Annotated in this window: 20 protein-coding genes, 1 tRNA gene, 1 other RNA gene and 1 pseudogene; 17 read left to right on the top strand and 6 right to left on the bottom strand. The window is 42.9% G+C overall.

The window, feature by feature from the left end; genetic code table 11:
- The first annotated feature begins 22 nt into the window (after positions 1-22).
- Positions 23-1,036 (top strand): UDP-glucose 4-epimerase GalE, encoded by a 1,014-nt coding sequence (gene galE / locus ACEE44_RS05090; protein ID WP_449171481.1) that lies wholly within the window; start codon positions 23-25, stop codon positions 1,034-1,036.
- Between the two features lie 87 nt (positions 1,037-1,123).
- On the opposite strand, the gene mscL is transcribed toward galE, so the two are convergent.
- Positions 1,124-1,483, bottom strand: coding sequence for a large conductance mechanosensitive channel protein MscL (gene mscL / locus ACEE44_RS05085; RefSeq protein ID WP_449171480.1), 360 nt, complete (start codon positions 1,481-1,483; stop codon positions 1,124-1,126).
- Positions 1,484-1,664: 181 nt separating this feature from the next.
- Between mscL and dnaG the strand changes: the two genes are divergently transcribed.
- From dnaG to aguB, 9 genes are all read left to right on the top strand, one after another.
- Positions 1,665-3,452: a DNA primase gene (gene dnaG, locus ACEE44_RS05080; protein ID WP_449171479.1), complete on the top strand. Its 1,788-nt coding sequence runs from the start codon at positions 1,665-1,667 to the stop codon at positions 3,450-3,452.
- A 2-nt stretch (positions 3,453-3,454) separates the two neighbouring features.
- The gene (gene rpoD / locus ACEE44_RS05075; protein WP_449171478.1) at positions 3,455-4,573 is read left to right on the top strand and encodes an RNA polymerase sigma factor RpoD; all 1,119 of its coding nucleotides are present in this window, start codon (positions 3,455-3,457) and stop codon (positions 4,571-4,573) included.
- Between the two features lie 790 nt (positions 4,574-5,363).
- A complete protein-coding gene (locus ACEE44_RS05070; protein WP_024379411.1) occupies positions 5,364-5,687 on the top strand; it encodes a metal-sulfur cluster assembly factor in 324 nt (107 codons plus the stop codon).
- Positions 5,688-6,201: 514 nt separating this feature from the next.
- Complete coding sequence (locus tag ACEE44_RS05065) at positions 6,202-7,650, top strand: aminotransferase class I/II-fold pyridoxal phosphate-dependent enzyme (RefSeq protein ID WP_449171477.1); 1,449 nt, start codon at positions 6,202-6,204, stop codon at positions 7,648-7,650.
- 2 nt (positions 7,651-7,652) lie between these two features.
- Positions 7,653-8,510, top strand: coding sequence for a polyamine aminopropyltransferase (speE, locus tag ACEE44_RS05060; protein WP_043024956.1), 858 nt, complete (start codon positions 7,653-7,655; stop codon positions 8,508-8,510).
- Positions 8,510-9,769, top strand: coding sequence for a saccharopine dehydrogenase C-terminal domain-containing protein (locus ACEE44_RS05055; protein ID WP_172100161.1), 1,260 nt, complete (start codon positions 8,510-8,512; stop codon positions 9,767-9,769). The genes speE and ACEE44_RS05055 overlap by 1 nt, the downstream gene beginning before the upstream one ends.
- The gene (gene nspC / locus ACEE44_RS05050; RefSeq protein WP_449171476.1) at positions 9,770-10,897 is read left to right on the top strand and encodes a carboxynorspermidine decarboxylase; all 1,128 of its coding nucleotides are present in this window, start codon (positions 9,770-9,772) and stop codon (positions 10,895-10,897) included.
- Entirely contained in the window at positions 10,894-11,997 is a 1,104-nt protein-coding gene (gene aguA, locus ACEE44_RS05045) for an agmatine deiminase (protein ID WP_449171475.1), read from the top strand. Before nspC ends, aguA begins: the two co-directional genes overlap by 4 nt.
- Positions 11,998-12,103: 106 nt before the next feature.
- The gene (gene aguB / locus ACEE44_RS05040; RefSeq protein ID WP_449171474.1) at positions 12,104-12,979 is read left to right on the top strand and encodes an N-carbamoylputrescine amidase; all 876 of its coding nucleotides are present in this window, start codon (positions 12,104-12,106) and stop codon (positions 12,977-12,979) included.
- Positions 12,980-13,018: 39 nt separating this feature from the next.
- On the opposite strand, the gene ACEE44_RS05035 is transcribed toward aguB, so the two are convergent.
- Complete coding sequence (locus ACEE44_RS05035; RefSeq protein ID WP_449171473.1) at positions 13,019-13,612, bottom strand: TVP38/TMEM64 family protein; 594 nt, start codon at positions 13,610-13,612, stop codon at positions 13,019-13,021.
- 111 nt (positions 13,613-13,723) lie between these two features.
- Between ACEE44_RS05035 and ssrA the strand changes: the two genes are divergently transcribed.
- The 3 genes from ssrA (at position 13,724) to add (ending at position 15,318) form a co-directional block, all read left to right on the top strand.
- Positions 13,724-14,071: a transfer-messenger RNA gene (gene ssrA / locus ACEE44_RS05030) on the top strand.
- 2 nt (positions 14,072-14,073) lie between these two features.
- Positions 14,074-14,161: transfer RNA gene (locus ACEE44_RS05025), tRNA-Ser, on the top strand.
- A 149-nt stretch (positions 14,162-14,310) separates the two neighbouring features.
- Positions 14,311-15,318 carry an adenosine deaminase gene (gene add / locus ACEE44_RS05020; protein WP_449171472.1) on the top strand — a complete coding sequence of 336 codons (1,008 nt, stop codon included), beginning with the start codon at positions 14,311-14,313 and terminating at the stop codon, positions 15,316-15,318.
- A 47-nt stretch (positions 15,319-15,365) separates the two neighbouring features.
- On the opposite strand, the gene ACEE44_RS05015 is transcribed toward add, so the two are convergent.
- The 3 genes from ACEE44_RS05015 to ACEE44_RS05005 are packed head-to-tail and all read right to left on the bottom strand — an operon-like array spanning position 15,366 to position 17,239.
- Positions 15,366-16,148 carry an ABC transporter permease gene (locus ACEE44_RS05015; protein WP_318818619.1) on the bottom strand — a complete coding sequence of 261 codons (783 nt, stop codon included), beginning with the start codon at positions 16,146-16,148 and terminating at the stop codon, positions 15,366-15,368.
- Between the two features lie 16 nt (positions 16,149-16,164).
- Complete coding sequence (locus ACEE44_RS05010) at positions 16,165-16,872, bottom strand: ABC transporter ATP-binding protein (RefSeq protein WP_449171471.1); 708 nt, start codon at positions 16,870-16,872, stop codon at positions 16,165-16,167.
- Positions 16,865-17,239: a GntR family transcriptional regulator gene (locus ACEE44_RS05005; protein WP_332410560.1), complete on the bottom strand. Its 375-nt coding sequence runs from the start codon at positions 17,237-17,239 to the stop codon at positions 16,865-16,867. The genes ACEE44_RS05010 and ACEE44_RS05005 overlap by 8 nt, the downstream gene beginning before the upstream one ends.
- 154 nt (positions 17,240-17,393) lie before the next feature.
- Between ACEE44_RS05005 and ACEE44_RS05000 the strand changes: the two genes are divergently transcribed.
- From ACEE44_RS05000 to pyk, 3 genes are all read left to right on the top strand, one after another.
- On the top strand, positions 17,394-20,504 hold the full coding sequence (locus ACEE44_RS05000) for a DNA polymerase III subunit alpha (protein WP_449171470.1): 3,111 nt from the start codon (positions 17,394-17,396) through the stop codon (positions 20,502-20,504).
- An 82-nt stretch (positions 20,505-20,586) separates the two neighbouring features.
- Entirely contained in the window at positions 20,587-21,597 is a 1,011-nt protein-coding gene (gene pfkA, locus ACEE44_RS04995; RefSeq protein ID WP_449171469.1) for a 6-phosphofructokinase, read from the top strand.
- Between the two features lie 63 nt (positions 21,598-21,660).
- The gene (gene pyk, locus ACEE44_RS04990; RefSeq protein ID WP_449171468.1) at positions 21,661-23,166 is read left to right on the top strand and encodes a pyruvate kinase; all 1,506 of its coding nucleotides are present in this window, start codon (positions 21,661-21,663) and stop codon (positions 23,164-23,166) included.
- Between the two features lie 122 nt (positions 23,167-23,288).
- Here the strand turns inward: pyk and ACEE44_RS04985 are convergent.
- A pseudogene (locus ACEE44_RS04985) lies at positions 23,289-23,546 on the bottom strand (tyrosine-type recombinase/integrase); the annotation flags it as partial.
- Positions 23,547-23,856: 310 nt separating this feature from the next.
- Between ACEE44_RS04985 and ACEE44_RS04980 the strand changes: the two are divergent.
- The coding region (locus ACEE44_RS04980) for a G5 domain-containing protein (protein ID WP_449171467.1) at positions 23,857-26,117 on the top strand (2,261 nt) is incomplete at its 3' end.

The raw sequence follows: 26,117 nt of genomic DNA, 5'->3' as shown, positions 1-26,117 counted from the left end.
GTCCAAGTGAAAAGGAGTATATATGAGTATCTTGGTTACAGGTGGAGCTGGCTATATTGGTAGTCATACCGTTGTGGAGTTGTTGAAGTTGGGTAAAGACGTTGTCATCGTAGATAATCTCTCCAACTCAAGTATTTTGGTTTTGGATCGCATCGAAACCATTACTGGCAAACGTCCAACTTTCTATGAATTGGATGTAGCAAATAAGGTTGCCTTGCGTGAGGTTTTTGAAAAAGAAAGTATTGAGGCAGCAATTCACTTTGCTGGCTACAAGGCGGTTGGTGAATCGGTTCAAAAACCAGTCATGTATTATGAAAATAATATCATGTCCACTTTGGCTTTGGTGGAAGTTATGGCAGAGTTTGGTGTCAAGAAGATTGTCTTCTCATCTAGCGCAACTGTCTATGGACTCAACAATCCATCGCCTTTGGTTGAAACCATGCCAACTAGCGCAACTAACCCTTATGGTTACACAAAAGTCATGTTGGAACAGATCTTGCGTGATGTGGAAGTAGCAGATAAGGAGTGGAGTGTTGCCCTTCTCCGTTACTTCAATCCAATCGGTGCCCATGAATCCGGTCTAATCGGTGAAGATCCAGCTGGCATTCCAAACAACCTTATGCCGTTTGTGGCTCAAGTTGCTGTTGGCAAACGTCCAGAACTCAGCGTCTTTGGTAATGACTATGATACAGTGGATGGAACAGGTGTTCGTGATTATATCCACGTCATTGACTTGGCTCTAGGTCACATCAAGGCGCTGGAAAAAATCTCAACGACAGCAGGTGTCCATACCTATAACCTTGGTTCAGGTCAAGGAACCAGTGTTTTAGAACTGGTTCAGGCTTTTGAAAAAGTGAACGGTGTACCGGTACCTTATAAAATCGTTGACCGTCGCCCTGGCGATGTAGCGACCTGCTATGCCAACGCCGATAAGGCTCTAGCTGAACTCAATTGGAAAACAGAGAAAACGATTGAGGACATGTGTCGTGACACATGGAACTGGCAGTCTAAAAATCCAAATGGATACCAAGGATAAGAAAAGATGTGAGTTTTGGCTCACATCTTCTTTTTGTCATAGTGCAAAAGAAAAACAGGCACAGGGCCTGTTTCACTATCTTATTGATTATTTTTTCAACAAGTCGCGGATTTCTGCAAGCAATTCTTCTTGAGTTGGACCAGCAGGAGTTGCTTCTTTCTTAGGCATTGCTTTTTCAGCAGCCTTAACGATGAAGAACAAAACAGTACCGATAATCAAGAAGTTGATAACAGCGCTCAAGAAGTTACCATAAGTAACACCATTCCAGCTCAAGTCAGCAATTTTATCTGCGCCAGCAGCTTTCAAAGCTGGAGTAAGCAACAATGGTGTGATCAAGTCAGCAACGAATGAATCAATGATGGCTTTGAAGGCAGCACCAAAGATAACTGCAACAGCAAGGTCAATAACATTACCTTGGAACAAAAACGCTTTTAAATCTTTCAACATATCCTAAATATGTCCTTTCATAAATATTTTACTCTATATATTATAACCATTAAAAAATATTTTACAAGCAATTTGTTTCAGAAATTTTACATTTTTCAATTTTTGGTATAAAATAGAATATGTTAGACTAAGGGAAGAGTGTCCACTTTTCAATTAGCAAATAGGATGTTGAGGAGGATATATGCTGTCAAAAGATAAAATAACAGAAATCAAACAAGCCCTCAATATCGTGGATGTGATTGGTGAAACAATTGCTTTGACCAAGGCTGGACGCAATTTTCTTGGTCTTTGTCCCTTTCATGGAGAAAAAACTCCTTCCTTTAACGTCATTGAGGATAAACAGTTCTATCATTGTTTTGGTTGCGGTAAGTCTGGGGATGTTTTTAAATTTATTGAGGAAACCCGAGGTGTTTCTTTCACTGATGCGGTAGCCATTTTGGCAGAAAAAGCTGGGTTTCAGGTAGAAGTATCCACCAATCATTTTCAGCCTAAGAAGGAAAATCCACATCAAGCTCTCTATGATATCCATCAAGATGCGACAAAGTTTTACCATGCCTTGTTGATGACGACAAAGATGGGCGAGGAAGCTAGACAATATCTCCATCAGCGTGGTTTAACGGATGAAGTTATTAAGAATTTTCAACTAGGTTTAGCACCAGATGGACAAAATATTCTTTATCAGAAACTTTCTCAGAACTACGATGAAGATAGCCTGCTTCATTCGGGTCTTTTCAATCCCAGTGAGCAGAATATGATTTTCGATGCTTTTCAAGGGCGGATCATGTTTCCGCTAACCGATGAATATGGTCGAGTGATTGCCTTTTCAGGTCGGATTTGGACAGAAAAAGACCTGCAGAACAAGCAATTAGCCAAGTATAAGAATTCTCGTAGCACAGCTATTTTCAATAAAAGTTACGAATTATATCATTTGGATAAAGCTAAGGCGGTTATCAAAAAGCAGCGGGAAGTTTACCTGATGGAGGGATTTCTAGATGTTATTGCGGCTCATCGGGCTGGTATTGACAATGCGGTAGCTTCTATGGGGACGGCTCTGACTCGCGAGCATGTTGGTCATCTGGCCAAGTTTTGCAAGAAAATTGTTCTGACCTATGATGGTGATAGGGCTGGTCAAGCTGCCACTATGAAGGCTTTGGATGAATTACGAGATTTTCAAGTTGAGATTGTTAGTCTACCTGACAATATGGACCCTGATGAATTTTTACAAAAAAATTCAGAAGAGGCCTTGCGCCAAGTCCTTACTAAGTCACGGATTAGCGATGTAGAATTTTTGATTGACTATCTAAAGCCAGAAAATCCAGATAATTTGCAGATGCAGATTGAATTTGTGGAGAGGATTGCTCCTATTATTGCAAGGGTTTCGTCGATTACTGCACAAAACACTTATATTTATAAGGTTGCGGAAGTCCTATCTGATTTTGACTACGGTCAGGTGGAGCAGGCTGTCAATGCTGTTCGCTTACATCAGCGACAGGAACGAAGTCAGCAAGCCTATCATCAACAGAAAGAGCAGGTCTATGCACCGCCTGTTCAGGCTATTTCCCGGCTGACAGGTCTTATCCGAACTGAAAATCACCTGCTTTACCGTATGGTCGAGCACCCTTATATTTTAAATGAATTTCGTCTGCGAGAAGATTTTTATTTTGCGACACCGGAATTGCAGGTATTATATGAATTACTGAAAAATCAAGGTGAGATTAGTAGTTTTGGCTTATCCAAGTTAGATGATACCGTCCAACAAGCCTGGTATCGGATTTTGGAAGAGCGTCTGCCAAAGGAAGTGGCGCAAAATGAAATTGAAGAATTAGAATTTCGCCGTGACAAGGAATTGTTACGAAAGGAAAATCAACACCTAACACGGAAAATCCGTGAACATTCCCATGTGGGAAATGCTGATATTGCCCTCGATGAGTTACAAAAATTGCTCGAGAAAAGAAAACAAATGGAGTAAATATGACAAGTAAAAAAGATAAAAAGACAGAAGTAACGACCTTTGATGTGCAAGTTGCTGAATTTATTCGTAATCACAAGAAACAAGGTTCGGCAACCGATGATGAAATCAATGACCAGCTGGTTATTCCGTTTACACTTGATGCTGATGGGATTGATGACTTGCTCCAACGAATTCAGGATGCAGGAATTTCGATTGTGGATAAGGAAGGTAACCCATCTGCGCGTGCTTTGCAGGTTGAAGAAGAACCAGAATTATCTGACGAAGAATTGCTAGGAAGCACGTCCGCAAAGGTTAATGATCCCGTCCGCATGTACTTGAAAGAAATCGGTGTTGTGCCACTCTTGACCAACGAAGAAGAGCAAGAATTAGCCTTGGCAGTTGAAGCTGGCGATCCTGAAGCAAAACAACGTTTGGCTGAAGCTAACTTGCGTTTGGTTGTTTCCATTGCTAAACGCTATGTGGGGCGTGGTATGCAGTTCCTTGATCTTATCCAAGAAGGAAACATGGGCTTGATGAAGGCTGTTGACAAGTTTGACTACTCAAAAGGTTTCAAATTTTCAACTTATGCGACTTGGTGGATTCGTCAGGCCATTACCCGTGCTATTGCAGACCAAGCTCGTACGATTCGTATCCCTGTTCACATGGTAGAAACCATCAATAAATTGGTTCGTGAACAACGCAATCTCTTGCAAGAGTTAGGACAGGATCCAACGCCAGAACAAATTGCAGAGCGTATGGATATGACACCTGAAAAAGTCCGTGAAATCCTTAAGATTGCCCAAGAGCCAGTGTCTTTGGAAACCCCAATCGGTGAAGAAGATGATAGCCATTTGGGAGATTTCATTGAAGATGAAGTGATTGAAAATCCAGTTGACTATACTACTCGAGTTGTCCTTCGTGAGCAATTGGATGAAGTGCTAGATACGCTGACAGACCGTGAAGAGAATGTTCTTCGCCTCCGCTTTGGTTTGGACGACGGAAAAATGCGAACTCTTGAAGATGTAGGTAAAGTCTTCAACGTAACTCGTGAACGTATTCGCCAGATCGAAGCCAAAGCCCTTCGTAAACTCCGCCACCCATCCCGTAGCAAACCACTCAGAGATTTTATTGAGGATTAAAAACCTCCGGGGGAGGTTTTTAACCCGAGCCTAGAAATATGAAAGCGAGGCATAAGCCTACGAATAGGCTTTCTCAACGTCCGCCTAGAAATCCGTAAGCGTACAAAGTCAGGTGGTACTTATCAGGTCGCTTGCAAAAAATTTGAAACAAGCGAGAGTCTGGGGGAGGTTTTTAACCGCTCGCTGAAAACTAGAAACGAGCGAGAGTTCGGGGAGGTTTTGACACAAACTTCGTTTGTTTTATCTCCAACCTTCAACAGTCTCACAGACTGTTGAAGCCTGTCCAGAAATAAGAAAGCAGGCTAACCCAGTGGTGTTTTAACCCGAGCCTAGAAATAGGAAAGCGAGGCATAAGCCTACGGATAGGCTTTCTCAACGTCCGCCCAGAAATCCGAAAGCGGACAAAGGTCTGTGGACTAAAAGGTTACTGACTTCCGTCAGTTCTATTTCCCACCTTCAACAGTCTCCCAGACTGTTGAAGCCTGCTTGAAAATAAGAGAGCAGGCTAACCCAGTGGTGTTTTAACCCGAGCCGAGCCTAGAAATATGAAAGCGAGGCATAAGTCTACGGATAGGCTTTCTCAACGTCCGCCTAGAAATCCGAAAGCGGACAAAGTTCGGTGGCACTTATCAGGTCGCTTGCTAAAAATTTGAAACAAGCGAGGGTCCGGGGGAGGTTTTGACACAAACCTGGTTTGTTTCATTTCTAACCTTCAATAGTTCATGGCTTATTTGGATGAAATTTTTGTTCCTTTAGATGACAATGCAATAGTGAAAAGAAAGAGAGAAAAATGGCCTATACAGAAGAACAGGTAAAAGAAATTCAAGAGCGTATTTTTCATGCTCTAGAAGACGTGATTGACCCTGAGCTAGGGATTGATATTATCAATTTGGGGCTCATTTATGAAATTCGTTTTATCGAAGGTAAGGCCGAGATTGATATGACTCTGACAACTATGGGCTGTCCCTTGGCTGACTTGATTACCGATCAAATTCATGATGTCTTAAAAGATGTTCCAGAGGTAACGGAAGTAGATGTTCGCTTGGTTTGGTCACCGGCCTGGACAGTTCAAAAAATGAGCCGTTACGCTCGAATTGCATTAGGAATTAAATAAAAAAACAAAATGGTTTCGAACGTTTGAAGCCATTTTTTTATGAATGTTTGGATTTTTTATAAAAAATATTAAAAATTATACTTGTCAAAGACAAATTTCCGTGTTACAATAAACTAGCCTAGGAAAAGTAATTATAGCTATTCTAGCAAATATCAGACCTATATGGGATGGGTAGCTCTGCTATTTATCATAACCAAAGCCTACGGACAGGCGGGTCGAATGCCGAAGCGTGGCGTAAGCCACATTATTGATAGGGTTAAAAGCCTACATTTTATAAGTTGATGTTGGGAAGTTTTTCCTAATTTCTAATTTTGTCAGTGTGGTGAAAGCACACGTCATCTTGTGAAACGGTCAATAAAGTACGTATATATTTGCACTGGAGAGTAGGAAACGGTAGGCACATAAACTCAAGAGAAGAATAAAAAGCGTCAATTTGGATTGTAGAGCAGGATGAACCCTGCTCTTTTTCTTGTTTAAAAGAGTGGGAGTCCATCAAGCAAAGGAGTTTTTCAATATGAAAAATCAACACCAAGCCCCTATTTATCAGGGATTGGTACAGTTACGCCGAAAACGGATTGTTCCCTTTGATGTGCCTGGACACAAACGGGGTCGGGGAAATCCTGAATTAGTAGAACTACTTGGCGAAAAATGCGTGGGGATTGATGTCAATTCCATGAAACCCTTGGATAACTTAGGGCATCCAGTCTCCATTATCCGAGAGGCCGAGGAATTGGCAGCGGAAGCCTTCGGCGCCAGCCATGCCTTTCTCATGGTTGGAGGGACAACCTCTTCCGTCCAGACCATGATTCTGGCGACCTGTAAGGCGGGCGATAAAATCATTCTCCCTCGAAATGTCCACAAGTCAGCCCTCAATGCCCTGGTTCTCTGTGGCGCCATCCCTGTCTATGTGGATATGAGTGTGGAGCCACGGATTGGTATTGCTCTTGCCTTGGAAAATGATGCCTTTGAACGGGCTATTTCTGAGCATCCTGATGCGGTTGCTGTCTTGATTAACAATCCGACCTACTATGGAATCTGCTCAGACCTGCGTACCTTGACTGAGAAAGCTCACGCAGTGGGCATGAAAGTCTTAGTCGACGAGGCTCATGGTGCGCATTTGCATTTTTCGGAAAAATTGCCAGCGGCGGCTATGGATGTGGGGGCTGATATGGCAGCTGTTTCTATGCACAAATCAGGTGGCAGTCTGACTCAGAGCTCGCTCCTATTGGTCGGTCCTGATATGAATGTAGAGTATGTCCGCCAGATTATCAACTTGACCCAGTCAACGTCTGCCTCCTATCTCTTGCTGGCTAGTTTGGATATTTCACGGAGAAATCTGGCCCTTCGTGGGAAAGAGTCTTTTGAAAAAGTCATTGAAATGTCTGAGTATGCTCGTCGTGAAATCAATGCCATCGGTGGCTACTATGCCTATTCCAAGGAATTGATTGATGGTAAAACGGTGCATGATTTTGATGTAACCAAGCTCTCCATCTATACGCAGGGCATTGGTTTGACAGGGATTGAAGTCTATGATTTGCTGCGGGATGAGTACGACATCCAGATTGAATTTGGCGATATTGGCAATATCTTGGCCTATATTTCCATCGGTGACCGCTTGCAGGACATCGAGAGACTGGTTGGGGCAATGGCTGACATCAAGCGATTGTATTCGCGCGATGGTTCGGATTTGATTTCAGGGGAGTACATTCAGCCGCAGCTAGTTTTGTCACCGCAGGAAGCCTTTTATGCAGAGCGGGAAAGCCGTTCCCTGCAAGAAGCAGTTGGTCAGGTCTGTGGAGAATTTGTTATGTGCTACCCGCCTGGTATTCCGCTTTTAGCTCCAGGTGAACGAGTGACCCAAGAAATTGTTGATTACATCATCTTTGCCAAGGAGCGCGGCTGCTCTGTCCAAGGTACGGAAGATCCAGATGTCAACTACATCAATGTTATAAAGGAGGGCTAACGATGGAAATGTGGTTTTCAGAAGTCCAAACGCCAGATGTCAAGTTATCCATTCGCACCAGCCAGCAGCTCTATGCTGGCAAGAGTGAATTTCAGGACATTGCTGTGTTGGACTCGCCAGCCTTTGGAAAGATTTTGACCCTTAACGGCCGTGTCCTCTTTTCAGATGCAGATGATTTTGTTTACAACGAAATGGCCGTCCATGTACCCATGGCCGTCCATCCCAATCCCAAGAAAATCTTGATTCTGGGTGGGGGAGATGGTGGAGTTGCTCAAGTTCTCAGTATGTATCCTGAAATTGAACGTATTGACGTTGTAGAGCCAGATGAGTTGTTGGTTGAAGTGTGTCGTCAGTATTTCCCAGACTATGCATCGGGTTTAGAAGATGAGCGGGTCGAGGTTTATTTACAAGATGGTCTGCGTTTCTTGCGCAACTGTGAGAACGAATATGACATCATCATCAATGATGCGACAGATCCATTTGGGCATACGGAAGGACTCTTTACCAAGGAATTTTATGGTAATGCCTACCGAGCTTTGAAGGAAGATGGCATCATGGTTTACCAACATGGTTCGCCATTTTATGACGAAGATGAGTCTGCCTTTCGTTCCATGCACAGAAAGGCGACCCAGTCCTTCCCTATCAGCCGTGTTTATCAGGCCCATATTCCGACATCTGCGGCAGGCTATTGGTTATTTGGCTTTGCCTCTAAAAAATACCATCCCATTGAAGATTTTGATAAGGAAAAATGGAAGGCACGTCAGCTTTTCACAGAATACTATACCGCAAACTTGCATATTGGAGCATTTCTCTTGCCCCGTTATGTCGAAGACATTTTAGAAGAAGAGGAGAAAAAATAATGAGTCGTTTGTTAGTAATTGGTTGTGGCGGAGTTGCCCAAGTTGCCATCAGCAAGGTTTGCCAAGCAGAAGATACCTTCACGGAGGTCATGATTGCCAGCCGTACCAAGTCCAAATGTGATGATTTGAAGGCTGCCTTAGAAGGAAAAACTTCCGTAAAAATTGAAACTGCCCAAGTGGATGCGGACAAGGTGGAAGAAGTGATTGCCTTGATTGAAAGCTACCAGCCCAAAGCTGTCTTGAACGTTGCCTTACCTTATCAGGACTTGACCATCATGGATGCCTGCTTGGCGACTGGAGTGGACTACATCGACACCGCCAACTACGAGTGTGAGGATACAGAAGACCCAGAATGGCGGGCTATTTATGAAAAACGCTGTGCTGAAGAGGGCTTTACGGCTTACTTTGACTACTCATGGCAGTGGGCTTATAAGGAGCGTTTTGAAAAAGCAGGGCTGACAGCACTTTTGGGGTCCGGATTTGATCCAGGGGTGACCAGCGTATTTTCAGCCTACGCACTCAAGCATTATTTTGATGAAATCCACTATATCGACATCCTCGATTGCAACGGTGGTGACCACGGTTATCCATTTGCGACCAACTTCAACCCTGAAATCAACCTGCGTGAGGTTTCTGCCCCAGGTTCCTACTGGGAAAATGGCAAATGGGTGGAAGTTGAAGCCATGTCTATCAAGCGAGAATATGACTTCCCAGAAGTGGGTCAGAAGGATATGTACCTCCTCCACCACGAAGAAATCGAATCGCTGGCTAAGAATATTCCAGGTGTCAAACGTATTCGCTTCTTTATGACTTTCGGTCAATCCTACTTGACTCATATGAAATGCTTGGAAAATGTTGGTCTTTTGCGGACAGACCCAATCAATTTCAACGGACAAGAAGTGGTGCCAATCCAATTCCTCAAGGCATTATTACCAGACCCAGCCAGCCTTGGTCCTCGTACCGTTGGCAAGACTAATATCGGCTGTATTTTCACAGGTATCAAGGACGGTGTAGAGAAGACTATTTACATCTACAATGTTTGTGACCACCAGGAATGTTACAAGGAAGTTGGTTCACAGGCGATTTCCTACACAACTGGTGTGCCTGCAATGATTGGAACTAAACTTGTTATGGACGGAACTTGGAAAAAACCTGGTGTTTACAACTTGGAAGAATTGGATCCAGATCCATTTATGGACTTGCTCAACCAGTATGGTCTACCTTGGCAGGTAGTAGAAAATCCTGTTTTGGTGGACTAAATGAGAATAGATCAAGTTCCAACACCAGCCTATGTCATTGATGAAGCCAAGCTGGTCAATAATTTAGAAATTCTCAAGTCTGTCCAAGACCGTACAGGCTGTAAGGTACTTTTGGCCCAAAAAGCCTTCTCCATGTATGCTACCTATCCTCTAATTAGTCAGTACTTAGCTGGAACAACTGCTTCAGGTCTTTATGAAGCTAGGCTGGGTCGTGAGGAGTTTGGGGGCGAAGTTCATGTTTTTGCCCCCGCCTTTAAGGATGCGGATTTGGAGGAGATTTTAGAGATTGCAGACCATATTGTCTTTAACACAGAGCGCCAGCTCCGCAAGCATGCGGACAAATGCAGAGCAGCAGGAGTAAGTATTGGTCTGCGGATCAATCCAGAATGTTCCACCCAAGGTGAACATGCCCTCTATGATCCCTGTGCAACAGGCTCTCGTTTTGGTGTCCGCATCAGTCAGTTTTCAGAAGACCTGCTGGACTTGGTGGATGGCCTGCATTTCCACACTCTCTGCGAGCAAAATTCAGATGATTTGAAAACCACCTTGGAAGCTGTCGAGGACAAATTCGGCCCCTATCTACATCGTATTAAATGGCTCAATATGGGCGGAGGCCATCATGTGACCAGAGAAGATTATGATGTAGAATTGCTGATTGCCTCTATCCAGCACATGCAGGAAAAATATGGGTTGGAAGTCTACATCGAGCCTGGTGAAGCCATTGCTCTCAATGCAGGCTATTTGGTGACAGAAGTGTTAGACATTGTCGAAAATGGTATTGAAACGCTAGTGTTAGACGCTTCGGCTACCTGCCATATGCCTGATGTCTTGGAAATGCCCTATCGCCCACCGCTTCGTCATGGCTTTGAGGCTGGTGAAAAGGCCTATACTTACCGACTATCTTCCAATACCTGTCTGACGGGGGACATCATCGGCGATTATTCCTTTGAAAAAACTGTGGAGATTGGTGACAAGCTCTATTTTGAGGACATGGCAATCTATTCTTTTGTTAAAAATAATACCTTTAACGGCATTGGTCTGCCTAGTCTGGCCCTCATGGACAAGGTTGGCGACTGCCGTATTATCAAGGAATTTGGCTATGAAGATTTCAAGGGGAGGTTGTCATGATAGAAAGTCCCAAAGCAGCGGGTTACCGCATGCCTGCTGAGTATGAGCCCCATCATGGAACCCTAATGGTGTGGCCGACTCGCCCAGGATCCTGGCCCTTTGATGGTCAGGGGGCAAAAAAAGCCTTTAGCCAGGTCATTAAAACCATTGCTGAAAGCGAGCAGGTCTATCTCTTGGTGGACGAGGCACACCGTGAGGAGGCACAATCCATGCTGGGTGATGGTGTAACCTACCTGGACATCCCCACCAACGACGCTTGGGCGCGTGATACAGGTCCGACGGTCTTGGTCCATGAAAATGGCAGAGCTTTGTCTGTCGATTGGGCCTTTAACGCTTGGGGCGGAAGCTATGATGGTCTTTATCAGGACTATGAGGCAGATGATCAGGCGGCTAGTCGATTTAGTCAGGCCATCGGTCTGCCAGTCCATGATGCCCATCCCTTTGTCCTAGAAGGAGGAGCCATCCATAGCGACGGCGAGGGAACCATCATGGTGACCGAATCCTGTTTACTGAGCCCAGGCCGTAATCCCCATCTGACCAAGGACCAGATTGAGCAAGTGCTTCTAGATACTCTCGGAGCTGAAAAGGTCCTCTGGCTCCCATACGGTATCTTTAATGATGAAACCAATGAACACGTGGACAATGTTGCGGTCTTTGTTGGCCCAGCTGAGATAGTTTTAGCCTGGACGGATGATGAGGCAGACCCCCAATATGCCATGTCCAAGGCAGATTGGGACTACTTGGAAGAGCAAGTGGATGCCAAGGGTAGAAACTTGACCGTCCACAAACTGCCTATTCCCAAAAATCCCATTTTGGTGACAGAAGAGGATTTGCCAGGCTATGTCTATGAAGCGGGGGAAGAAGTACGGACAGCTGGCGAACGTTTGGCGGCTTCCTATGTGAATTTCTACATCAGCAACGGTGCGGTTCTGGTGCCCCAGTTTGATGATGAGCATGATGCGCAGGCACTTGAGCTACTAGCGCAGCTTTTTCCAACCAGAAAAGTCGTCGGCATTCCAGCTCGCGACATCCTGCTAGGGGGTGGGAATGTTCATTGTATTACCCAGCAAATTCCCCTTTATGGGGCTAAATGTCCCTGATATTGCGTCAAGTCGGTTTGGTATACTCTAGTATAGCCTGTACCGTCTTTCCTTATCTCAGGTACATTCTATCGCCCATAAAGAACTTACGAAAAGGATTGAAATTATGAGAAATGTTACTGTAGCTGCTGTTCAAATGCAGTGTAGTCAGGACCTTTGGGAAAATCTGGCAACTGCAGAGCGTTTGGTCAGACAGGCTGCTGGTCAGGGAGCGCAGATTATTCTCCTGCCTGAACTCTTTGAGCGTCCTTATTTTTGTCAAGAACGCCAGTATGATTATTATAACTATGCCAAGTCTGTAGAGGAAAATGATGCTGTTCAGCACTTTATTCCTATTGCCAAGGAATTGCAGGTGGTATTGCCTATTTCTTTCTATGAAAAAGATGGTAATAGCCTGTATAATTCCATTGCGGTCATTGATGCGGATGGGACAGTTTTGGGAGTTTACCGCAAGACCCATATTCCTGACGACCATTATTACCAGGAGAAGTTTTACTTCACACCTGGAAATACTGGATTTAAAGTTTGGAAAACGCGTTATGCGAAAATTGGCATTGGCATTTGTTGGGACCAGTGGTTCCCAGAAACGGCTCGCTGCCTGGCGTTGAGTGGGGCAGAATTACTCTTTTATCCCACAGCCATCGGTTCGGAGCCGATTTTGGACACGGATAGTCAAGGACATTGGCAACGAACTATGCAAGGTCATGCTGCGGCCAATATCACCCCGGTCATTGCGGCCAATCGGATTGGCTTGGAAGAAGTGCAGCCTTCTGTTGAAAATGGAGGTCAGTCTTCTAGCCTGCGTTTCTATGGTTCATCCTTTATGACGGATGAAATAGGTGAATTGATTGAAAAAGCGGGACGGGAGGAAGAAGCAGTCTTGCTAGCTACTTATGACTTGGATAAGGGTGCGCGTGAGCGCTTGTACTGGGGGCTCTTTAGAGATCGTCGACCGTATATGTATCAGAAAATTACAGAATAAATAAAACAGCCTTGTCAGATGATAAGGCTGTTTGGACTATTATTTGAGGATTTGTTGTAAAAATTGGCTTCCATAAATCCAAAAGAAGCTGTAGGCAACGATGGAAAATGGACGACAGAGGAGAGTGATGGTGATAAATTTTCGATAACTCATACTAGTTAAGCCTGTAATCATGACAACAATATCAGCAGGTGAAATGGGAGAAAGCATGCAAAGAATAAAGAAAATTTCATAACTACGTTTATTATCAATTTTGCTTTCATATTTGTAAAATGTATCTTCAGACATGAAGAGGAGACAAAATTTCTTTCCATAGCGACGAGCCAACCAGAAAAGGATGATACTACCGATTGAAATTCCAAGATAATTGAGAAAGAATCCCCACCAAAAATGAAATACGAGGAAACCCACAACAGTCGTAACACCGCCTGGAATAATCGGAAATACAACTTGAATAATCTGAATAGCTAAGAATGAAAGACTGCCAAATGCACCTAGACCTTTGATGAACTCAGAAAGTGCATTTTGATCGTTTAAAATACCAATTTTATATAACCAAAAAAGAAACACAAATGTCCCGATAAGTGTAATAACACTCAATACTTGGATCGTTTTTTGCCAGAATTTATACATAATTATATTGTACCATATTTCAAAAAATTTTAAAATTGTAAGGAAATTGTAAAAAAATAGCTTTGCTTTTTGCGAAAAAATCTGCTATAATAATTTTCGTATCAAACCTAAGGGGTTGTTACGGATTCGACAGGCATTATGAGGCTTGTTCTGCAACTCATCGGCAGATGTAAAAATGCCAGTTAAATATAACTGCAAAAAATACAAACACTTACGCATTAGCAGCTTAATAACCTGCCTGCGTGACCAGTCGCGAATTGCTTGTGTTTGCTGATTGGTCTTAAAATAACAAGCTACGTTGGGATTGAGTCAGGCTGTCCCAAAAGAGATGAACTGACTCGCTTGTGCTAGGTTTGAGTTATGTATCGAGCCCAAGTTAAAGCAAGACATAACCTATGGTTGTAGACGAATAAGTTAGCAGGTGTTTGGACGTGGGTTCGACTCCCACCAGCTCCATATATGGAAGATTACTCAAGAGGCTCAAGAGGCCGTGTTGGAAACGCGGTAGGCGTGTAACAGCGTGCGTGGGTTCGAATCCCATGTCTTCCGTATGGCAAGAACGATGAAAATCGTTCTTTTTTTCTTGCACTTGAAACTATCTAAAAAGAATAATGTTCATTTTTTGTGAAAATTATCTTGTAATTTGTCAAAAATGTGATATGATAGTTAACAATATACTTACGAAAGAGGAATTGTTGATGTTGAATGTACAAGAATTAGCCAAGACAGAATTGCATTGCCATTTGGATGGTTCCCTATCTTTATCGGCAATCCGACAACTTGCCCAACTGGCAGAAATTTCCATTCCAGACAAGGATGAGGAACTCAGAAAATTGGTCAGTATAGAGGGCAAGGTTGATAGCCTGATGACCTATTTGAAAACCTTTGATTTTGTTCGACCTCTTCTACAAACTGAGGAAGCGCTGGAAATAGCAACCTACGATGTTCTAAACCAAGCGGCTGAAGATGGCGTTCTATATATTGAGCTACGATTTGCACCTGAATTATCGACTGATAAGGGTTTGGCTATCCTGGAAGCTGTGAAAGCCGTCTTGCGTGGGATGGAAAAGGCTCAGAAGGAATTTGGTATAGTTGCCAAGCTCTTGGTCTGTGGCTTGAAACAAACTGATCCAAGTCAGACCAGAGAAATCTTTTCTGCTATCGCTGATTTGACACCCAAAGGCTTGGTTGGCTTTGATTTTGCTGGAAATGAAGCAGACTACCCAACTCAAGAGCTGGCTGAGTTGATTGACTACACTCGATCTCTAGGTTACCCCATGACCTTCCATGCTGGTGAGTGTGGTTGCGTGACCAATGTAGCCCAAGCTCTGGCCTTGGGTATCAAACGGATTGGACACGGAACGGCTCTTAGCGGTCACGCTGAGGCTATTCAGGCTTTTGTTAATAGCGGAGCAACGCTTGAGATGTGCCTGACTTCAAATCTCCAGACCGGAGCTGCTCAAACTCTAGCAGACTTCCCCTATGAACAGCTAGTTCAAGCGGGAGCAAAGATTACCATCAATACTGATAATCGAACGGTTTCTAATACAAACCTAAATAAAGAATATCAGCTATTTGTAGAGTATTTTGGAACGACCAAGGAAGAATTTTATCTATTCAACAGAAATGCTATCCAAGCAAGCTTTGCCAGTGAAGAAGAAAAGGCAAACTTACTTGATGTCCTAGCCCAAAAGTATAATTTGTAAAAAGAAAGCTCTAGGCCATGTCAGAACGACAGGCAAAGAGCTTTTTCTTATTGCAAATTCAATTTCTTAGTCATGATAAAGTGTGTACCAAAATAGTAGGCAAAGGCCAGAATGATATTGACCAAGGCCAAGATAGGATTTGGGTATAATGGTTGTGCTGCATTATAAAGGTTCTCTAGATAATTGGTAAAAACAAGAGTTCCAAACACACCAACTACAATTGAAATGCCAATATAGGTCAAAATGGCAAACAGTAGACGGTGGTCTTTAAACAGTTGACCAACAGATATGGAGAAGTAAATGAGCAAGATTCCCATTGTTGACTCGATAAGTGCATAAAATAGATGAGCAAAAACTACAGACCAGTCTAATTGTTGAATAAGAGTTTGTAGCTCAGGGACAAGAAATTCTTCAATTTCGAACATGAGCACCGCTAAAATAATCCCGATAGAAAGAATAATGGTAACACCTGCTAAAAAGTACCAAACCAATGAAGCTACAAGTTTGCTGAGGATAATTTGGTGGCTGGAGACAGGCAAGGTCATGGTCAAATAGCCCTGACGGCCATAGACATTTTTTCTAAAACGATTGATGACCATGAAAAAGGTGGATAAACCAAGTGCTGCAATTAAGATACCGAAGGTCATTGAGAATGTACCGAAAAGGACCATTTCAGCACCACCAGGTGCTTTGGTTCCACCTTGTGTCCGTATGGTCAAAGCTTGTAACCAGAATCCAAGTATGGCAGATAGGGCCAATGCCCCGGCATAAATTCCTAGATACCATTTTCCAACGGATTGAAATTCATATTTGAGTAATTTCTTAAACATAGCAATCTCCTTCTAACTAAGCCTTAAAGTCTTGGCGGAAGAGTTCGTCAATAGACTCGCCACTTTCAATACGAAGGTCATCCACATTTTCATGGCGAATAACGCTACCATATTGAAGGAAAATTACTTCGTCCAAAATCTGTTCAACATCTGAAATCAAATGAGTGGAGATGATAACAGAGGCAGTAGGCGAATAGTTGTTGACGATGGTTTTTAAAATATAATCCCGAGCAGCAGGGTCAACACCACCAATTGGCTCATCCAAGACATAGAGTTGTGCCTGACGGCTCATTACCAAGATTAGCTGAACCTTTTCCTTGTTCCCTTTTGACAGGTGTTTCATGCGGCTGTTTATATCAATCCCCAAGTCTTGCAAGAGATGAAGAGCCCGTTCCTTGTCAAAGTCCGCATAGAAATCTGTAAAGAAGGTGATAGCATCAGAAACCTTCATATTTTCATCAAGATAGGTCGTATCTGGCAAATAAGATACGATTGCCTTGGTTTCAGGTGAAGGTGTACGACCATTGATAAGGACTTGACCGTACTCAGGTTGCAAAAGTCCGTTGATGAGTTTGATTAATGTCGTCTTACCAGAACCATTTGGTCCCAAGAGTCCAATAATCTTTCCTGCTGTCAATTTCAAGTTAACATTGTTGAGAGCTACAGCTCCGCCATAGGATTTTGAAACCTGTTGTAATTCTACCAGGGTATATGCGTTATTCATAAGACGCTCCTTTCAAATAATCATCTAACTGGTGGGTTAATTCATCTTGATTGAAGCCCAAGTCCAGCATATTGGTCACAAAGTTTTCAAGTTCTTTCTGTGCCAAATGCAGTCGGGTCTGTGAAATCAATTCTTGATTGTCTGTGACGAAACGTCCTGTTGTGCGGACCGAGTAAACAAATCCCTCTGTTTCCAAATCAGACAGGGCCCGTTGCACCGTGTTTGGATTGACACCAGCTGTTTCAGCCAAGTCACGAACGGTTGGCAATTTATCTCCCGATTTTAGTTGATTGGTCACAATCTGTAATTTTATAGTATTACTGATTTGAATATATATGGGCATATTGTTGTCAAATTTCCAAGCCATTATTCTTTCCTTTCTAGGCATTTTTTTGCCAATACCTATGTTCTAACAAAATAATACAATAAAACATAAAAAATTGCAAGTCTTTTGACTGAATTTCTTAAAAATAATTTCCTAGATTATTTGGTATAATAGAAGAAATAAAAAGGAGAAGACCATGCTGGCACAACTAGATACAAAAACCGTCTATACCTTTATGGATAGCATGGTAACCATTGAAGAATATGTAAAGAGAGCCAAGTCGCTGGGCTACCAAGCCTTGGGGATGATGGATAAGAATAGTCTATATGCGGCTTACAGTTTTATGGAAACTTGTCAGAAGGCAGGAATACAGCCAATCATTGGTTGTGAATTGGACTGGCAGTTGGAGGGGCGGGAGCGAGAATTGACGACACAGTTGATTGCCTTGACCACCAAGGGCTATCGAAATCTCTTGAAAATATCGACTGCAAAAATGACTGGACAGGATAACTTTGAAGATATTCGCCAGTATTTAGTGGATATCGCTATCATCATTCCCTATTTTTCAGGGATTGAAGAGCTGGATATTGGGCTGGATTACTATGTCGGAGTGACAAGGGATACACCTGTTCAAGATTTTCATGGCCCAATTCTTCCTATACATACTGTTCGCTTCTTTGAAGAGGAACAGTTGGAGAGCTTACAGGTTCTTCATGCTATTCGGGACAATGTGCCACTCAATCAAGTGGCGGATTTGGATAAGCGACAAATTCTTTTATCTGCTGAAAGTTTAACCAGTCTATTTTCCAGTCGTTTTCCTCAGGCGGTAGATAATCTGCGTGATTTGGTAGCAGGTATTTCCTACCAATTAAATACTGACTTGAAGTTACCTCGTTTCAACCGTGAGCGACCTGCGGTGGAAGAATTGCAGGAGAAAGCCTATCAGGGCTTGGAAGAAAAAGGATTGACGGGGGCTGTCTATCAAGAACGCCTGGAAAGAGAGTTGTCCATTATTCATGAGATGGGCTTTGATGATTATTTTTTGATTGTCTGGGACCTGCTCCGCTTTGGACGTAGTCAGGGCTATTATATGGGTATGGGTCGTGGTTCTGCGGTAGGAAGTTTGGTTGCCTATGCCTTGAATATTACAGGCATTGACCCAGTTAAACACCAGCTGCTCTTTGAACGTTTTTTAAATAATGAACGCTATAGCATGCCGGATATTGATATCGATATTCCAGATATCCATCGGCCTGACTTTATTCGTTATGTGCGGGACCGCTACGGTTCGACCCATGCTGCCCAGATTGTGACCTATTCAACTTTTGGTGCCAAGCAGGCTATCCGCGATGTTTTCAAACGCTTTGGAACTCCTGAGTATGAGTTGACCAATATTACCAAGAAAATATCATTTAAAGACAACCTAGCTTCAGCATATCAACGTAACGCAGCCTTCCGACAGATTATCAATAGTAAAATCGAGTACCAAAAAGCCTTTGCCATTGCCCAGCAAATTGAGGGACAACCACGTCAGACTTCCATTCACGCAGCCGGTGTGGTCATGAGCGACGAGGAATTGACAAATACCATTCCCTTGAAAATAGGGGATGATATGCTGGTGACCCAGTATGACGCCCATGCGGTTGAGGCTAATGGATTGCTCAAAATGGATTTTCTTGGTTTGCGAAATCTGACCTTTGTGCAAAAAATGGCAGAAGGGGTTCGAGAGCGCTACCAGAAAGAAATTGACATTGCCCAGATTGATTTAGAAGATAGAAAAACCTTGGAACTCTTTGCTGCCGGCAAGACCAAGGGGATCTTTCAGTTTGAACAACCGGGTGCCATTAGCCTCTTGCAACGGGTTCGCCCAGAGCGTTTTGAGGATGTGGTAGCCACCACCAGTTTGAATCGACCAGGGGCCAGTGATTATTCGGATAATTTTGTCAAACGCAAACACGGGCAGGAAAGAATTGACCTGCTGGATCCATCTATCGCACCGATTTTAGAGGGTACCTACGGTATCATGCTTTATCAGGAGCAGGTTATGCGGATAGCCCAGGTTTATGCAGGTTTTACATTGGGGAAAGCCGACTTGCTTCGTAGGGCCATGTCCAAGAAAAATGCACAAGAAATGCAGGCCATGGAAAACGAGTTTCTGGCAGGTGCACGTGAGCGAGGACATGAGGAAGGAAAAGCCAGAGAAATTTTTGCCATGATGGCTAAGTTTGCAGGCTATGGTTTTAACCGCAGTCATGCTTATGCCTATTCGGCTCTAGCCTTTCAGATGGCCTACTTTAAGAGCCATTATCCAGATGTCTTTTTTGACGTTATGCTCAATCATTCAAGCAGTGCATATATTGAAGATGCCTTGCAATTTGACTTTAAAATCGCCAAATTATCAATCAATACCGTACCCTACTATGATAAGTTTGACAAGGACCAGATTTTTCTAGGCTTGAAAACCTTGAAGGGCCTACCCAAGGATTTTGCCCTCTGGATACTGGACCAACGTCCATACAAGTCTGTGGAAGATTTTGTCTTGAAACTTCCTGATAATTATAAGAAGAAAGAACTGTTGGTCCCTCTTTTTCAAATCGGTTTGTTCGATGAGTTTGAAAGCAATCGAAAGAAAATTCTAGAAAACCTAGACAATCTCTTTGTCTTTGCTGAGGCATTTGGGACCTTTTTTGCGGAGGAAAATTATAGCTGGACGGAGGCAGAGGATTTTAGTGAGGCTGAAAAATTCGAATTTGAGCAGGGTTTGTTGGGAGTTGGCATTAGTCCACATCCCCTGGTCAAAATCTGCCGTGAGTCCAAGCGAACTCTTACAGACCTAGCTGATTTGGTGGTAGCTAGTCGGGTGACCATCCTAGTACAAATTCAATCCATCCGCTTGATTCGGACTAAGAAAACGGGTGAACAGATGGCCTTTCTCCAAGTGACAGATACCAAGAGAAAGTTGGATGTGACACTCTTTCCAGAAAGCTATCGCCAATTTTCTCAAGACCTGAGAGAAGGGGCAATTGCCTACATGACAGGAAGGGTACAGGAACGAGATGTACAAATGCAACTGGTTTTAGAACAATTGGAGCCAGTCAGTCTGGAAAAATTTTGGATTTTGTTGGAAAACAGGGAGCATGACCATGCAGTTGCTCGGATTTTGGAAAAGTATAAGGGAAGTATTCCGGTAATTCTCCACTATCAAGATTCCAATCAGACTATTCAAGCGGAGCATTATAAGGTTATGAAAACGCCTCAATTAGAGGAAGAGTTGAGAGAATTTGTCATGAAAACGGTTTTTCGTTAAAAAATAGCAAAAAGTCAAGCAAGTTCTTTTTAAGTGTGTTATAATAAGGCAGTTAAATTGAAAATTTAAAGGAGCAAATGAAATGAAGCGTATTGGTGTTTTGACCAGTGGTGGTGATGCCCCTGGTATGAATGCTGCCATCCGTGCAGTTGTTCGCCAAGCAATTTCAGAAGGAATGGAAGTTTATGGTATCAACGAAGGTTATGCTGGTATGGTAGCCGGAGATATTCACCCATTGACAATCCGTTCAGTTGGTGACATCATTTCTCGTGGTGGTACTTTCCTTGGTTCTGCTCGTTACCCAGAATTTGCCAAGTTGGAAGGCCAACTTAAAGGGATTGAGCAGTTGAAAAAACACGGTATTGAAGGTGTTGTTGTTATCGGTGGTGATGGTTCTTACCACGGTGCTATGCGTTTGACAGAACATGGTTTCCCTGCAATCGGTGTACCTGGTACAATTGACAACGATATCGTTGGTACAGATTTCACAATCGGTTTTGATACTGCTGTTACAACTGCTATGGATGCCATTGATAAAATCCGTGATACATCATCTAGTCACCGTCGTACTTTCGTTATCGAAGTAATGGGTCGTCATGCAGGTGATATCGCTCTTTGGTCTGGTATCGCTGCTGGTGCAGATGTTATCGTTGTTCCAGAGGAAGACTTTGATATCAAAGATGTAGTTGCTAAAATCAAGCAAGGCTATGAAACTGGTAAGAAACACAGTATTGTTGTTTTAGCTGAAGGTGTTATGCCTGTTACCCAATTCGCTGAAGAATTGAAGTCTGCTGGTGATGTGAGTGATCTTCGTGTAACGGAACTAGGTCACATCCAACGTGGTGGTTCACCAACTGCGCGTGACCGTGTCCTTGCTTCACGCATGGGTGCTCACGCTGTTAAATTGCTCAAAGAGGGTCGCGGTGGTCTTGCCGTTGGTATTCGTAATGAGCAAATGGTTGAAAACCCAATTCTTGGTACGGCTGAAGAAGGAGCTTTGTTCAGCTTGACAGAAGATGGTAAGATCATTGTCAACAACCCACACAAGGCTGACTTGGGTCTTGCTACCTTGAACAGAGAAATCTCGTTCTAATTTCCAAATACATTTGTTAACTAGGGTCATAAGACCAGTAAATTTAAAAGGAGTTTTTGTTAGATGAATAAACGTGTAAAAATCGTTGCAACCCTTGGTCCTGCGGTAGAAATCCGTGGCGGTAAAAAATTTGGTGAAGATGGTTACTGGGGTGAAAAACTAGATGTTGAAGCTTCAGCGAAAAATATTGCCCAATTGATTACTGAAGGTGCTAACGTATTCCGTTTCAACTTCTCACATGGTGACCACCAAGAGCAAGGTGATCGTATGGCGACTGTACGCCGTGCAGAAGAAATCGCTGGTAAAAAAGTTGGTTTCTTGTTGGATACAAAAGGTCCAGAAATCCGTACAGAATTGTTTGAAGGTGAAGCTAAAGAGTTTGCTTACACAACTGGTGAGAAAATCCGCGTTGCAACAAAGCAAGGTATCAAGTCAACTCGCGAAGTAATCGCTTTGAACGTTGCTGGTGGTTTGGATGTATTTGACGATGTTGAAGTTGGTAAACAAGTTCTTGTTGATGACGGTAAACTTGGTTTGACTGTTGTTGAAAAAGATGCTGAAAAACGTGAATTTGTAGTAGTTGTTGAAAACGACGGCGTTATTGCTAAACAAAAAGGTGTAAACATCCCTAACACTAAAATTCCTTTCCCAGCGCTTGCAGATCGTGATAACGCAGACATCCGCTTCGGTTTGGAGCAAGGTTTGAACTTTATCGCTATTTCATTCGTTCGTTCTGCAAAAGACGTAGAAGAAGTGCGTAACATCCTTAAAGAAACTGGTAACGAACACGTTCAACTCTTCTCAAAAATCGAAAACCAACAAGGTATCGACAATATTGATGAAATCATTGAAGCATCAGATGGTATCATGATTGCTCGTGGTGACATGGGTATCGAAGTACCATTTGAAATGGTTCCAGTTTATCAAAAAATGATCATCACTAAAGTGAATGCAGCTGGTAAAGCAGTGATTACAGCGACAAACATGTTGGAAACAATGACTGAAAAACCACGTGCAACTCGTTCAGAAGTTTCAGACGTATTTAACGCTGTTATCGACGGTACTGATGCTACAATGCTTTCTGGTGAGTCTGCAAACGGTAAATACCCAGTTGAGTCTGTTCGCACAATGGCAGCAATCGCTAAGAATGCACAAACTCTTTTGAACGAATACGGTCGTTTGAACTCAGATAACTTCAACCGTGCTTCTAAGACAGAGGTGGTTGCATCAGCAGTTAAGGATGCTTGCCACTCAATGAATATCAAGTTGGTTGTAACAGTTACTGAAACTGGTTATTCAGCACGTGCTATTTCTAAATACCGTCCAGATTCAGACATCTTGGCAGTAACTTTCACTGAAAAGGTTCAAAAATCATTGATGTTGAACTGGGGTGTGATTCCAGTTGTAACTGAGAAACCAGCTTCTACAGATGATATGTTTGACTTGGCTGAGCGTGTTGCTAAAGAGCAAGGTTTGGTTGAAGCAGGCGATGATATTGTTATCGTTGCAGGTGTTCCAGTAGGTGTTGCTGGTTCAACAAACACTATGCGTATCCGCACTGTAAAATAATTTATAAGAAAAAGCCTATTGTACCAACGTTTCTGCGTTGTGCAATAGGTTTTCTTTTTGTTTTGGGGCATTTTGGGGGCAAATTATAAAGGTAATTCATCAATAACTTCAATAACTTTCTCCTACATCTTGTTGGTGACGTGGGTATAGATTTTCATAGTTGTATCGCTATCTTCATGACCTACCCTGTCCATTATCGCTTTCAATGGCACTCCTTTTTCAGCCAGAAAGCTAACTAGGGTATGTCTGAAGATGTGAGAAGTGATTGGTTTATTGATAGGCTTTGGTAATCTTTGATTGGCAGCTTGAATTGATTTATTAAAGGCATTGCGTTGCAACGGCACTCCTTTATCAGTCACAAAGATATACTCTCTAGTTCTTCTAGTAACGACTATTATTAGTTACTGGCTACTGGCTTCCTCTATTTTTAAGAGAGATTGATGTTATTGGTGCTTAATGGGCATCGGTTCACAACTAAAATAATGAGATTGAAAAACGAATGGTGATGTTGAGTAAGATATGTTATTCAGTATTGCTCATTCGTTTTTTAGTTGCACGCCAGATTAAGTATTTGTCTACTGTAATGCTTCAAATAGAAGCTTTTCGGTAGACAGTAAGCCGTAATACTTGTTTCCTTATCCTTGAGAGAGTATAATGGAAGGGTATATTTTAAGGGGGATTTGAGAAATAATGAACAAACATTTCAATGAGAAAGAAGAGCGTTTTTCACTGCGTAAACTATCAGTAGGTCTTGTTTCAGCAACGGTAGCAAGCCTATTTTTTGCAGCTTCCGTGGCAGCTGCACCTGCTGTTAGTGCTCAGTCAATCAACTATACATATGTAACTGAGCAGGAATTAACAGAGGCTGAAAAAGAGCTCATTATTCGGGATTTGCCAGGTTTAGCACAGGCGACGGATGCTAATTATTATTTAGTCTATCGTCCGGTCGGAGCAAGCAAGCCATCTACTGTTGTAAATACAAACAGTCGTTCGGAAATTTTACCGAAAACAGGTGTTATGGAAACAGGCGCAATGGCCCTTGCTGGAATTTCTCTCCTTGTTCTTGCTATAAAAATTGGCAAAAAAGGGAGGAAGGAGCTTGCAGGTGTTATTTTATTAGCGGCTACTGGTGCAAGCTTCTTGGCACCAACCAGCTCGGCCTTGACCAGTCATATTTTGGCTCAGTTCAACCATGCGGTAGAAAGAACAGCAGGCCAGGCCTTGCCAGCGCCAGTTGAAATTGAAGGCTATGTCTATGTGGGCTATTTTAAAGATAGCAGAGCAGAAGAGAAATTGTCTACGGAAGCCCAAAAAACGCCTGAAAAAGAATCTGTAAGGGATACTACAGAAGAAACAGTTACGGAAGTTCCGAATACAGCACCAAGTCATCAACTGCCAACTGTTGAGATTTTTGAAAAGATCATTACCAAGTCAGAAGTGATTACTTTTGATACTCAGACGGTTGAAAATCCTGCCTTGGCAGAAGGAACTGAAAAGGTAATCCAAGAGGGTCAAAATGGTGAGCGTACTATCACAATTAAGCAGACATTTGCAGATGGTCAGCTTTTGAAGGAAGAGGAAGTTTCGTCAGAAATTACTAAAACTACTACTCCAAAAATCATTGAAATTGGAACCAAAAAGGCTGAAGACTCAGCAATAACAGTTGTTCCAGATACGGCACCTACCCATGAAGTTCCTGCACTTGCGATTACTGAAGAAGTGTCATCACATACAGAATCTATATCTTTTGAAACAGAGGAAGTCTATGACGATACCTTACCAGAGGGAACTAGGCAGACAGTTCAAGCTGGGCAGGCAGGGCAAAAGACCTTTGAGGTTAAGAAAACATTCGCGGATGGCCTTCTCATCAAAGCAGAAGTCCTTTCTGAAACAGTCAGTCAGGCTCCTGTTAATCAGGTAGTGAAAGTTGGAACCAAGAAGGCAGAAGAGCCAGCCATTACAGCTCTTCCAGATACGGCTCCTAAGCATGAAGTTCCAGAAATGGTCTTGACGGAAGATACGATTACAAATACGGAGGCTATTCCATTTGAAACTCAAGTTATCTACGATGATAGCTTGGCTGAAGGCACACGAAATGTGGAACAAGTTGGTAAAGCCGGAGTTCAAACGACTGTTATCAAGAATTTCTACGCTGATGGTGTTTTGCTTAAATCTGAGCAAGTTTCAAGCTCCGTAACAAGCTTGCCAGTGATGGAAATTGTTCGTCTTGGTACAAAGAAAGTTGATGTGGTTACCACGGAAACAGAGCAAGATACCAAAGTCCTTCCGTTCGAGATTAGTTATCAAGACGATGCGACCTTGCCAGTTGGAGAAGAAAAAATCATTACTGTTGGTCAAAACGGTCTTGCCACTATTACAACAACCTATACGGTCATTAACGGTGTTCGTCAAGCAAATCCTACGGTTACTGAATTGGTAACTACTCAGCCAGCAGCTCAAGTTGTTGCTCGTGGCACGAAACCCGCTAGCCCAACTCCAGTTGAGGGGACAGAGGCTGTAAAAGAAACAGTTGAAATCCCATTTGAAACCAAGGTAAGCGAAAGTGCTGACCTCTATGTTGGCGAAGAAAAGGTTGTTACGGAAGGCAAAAATGGTAGTAAAAACATCACAACAACCTATGTGACAATCGACGGAGTTCGCCAGCCAAATCCAACTGTGACTGAAACAGTAGTAGTTGAGCCAACGACAAAGGAAGTTCTCAAAGGAACCAAGCCAATTGAAGGAACAGAAACAGATAAGGAAACTGTAGCCATTGCCTTTGAAACCAAGGTAAGTGAAAGTGCTGACCTCTACACGGATGAAGAAAAAGTAGTGGTTGAAGGTAAGGATGGTAGCAAGGAAATAACTACTACATACCAAACTATCAAAGGTGTTCGCCAGCCTAACCCAACCGTATCAGAAAAAGTTATCCTTGAGCCAACGACAAAGGA

This window comes from Streptococcus sp. 32226D021BW (assembly GCF_053545015.1).
The sequence above is the reverse complement of the archived record's forward strand: the minus strand, read 5'-3'. Positions and strand labels throughout refer to the sequence as shown.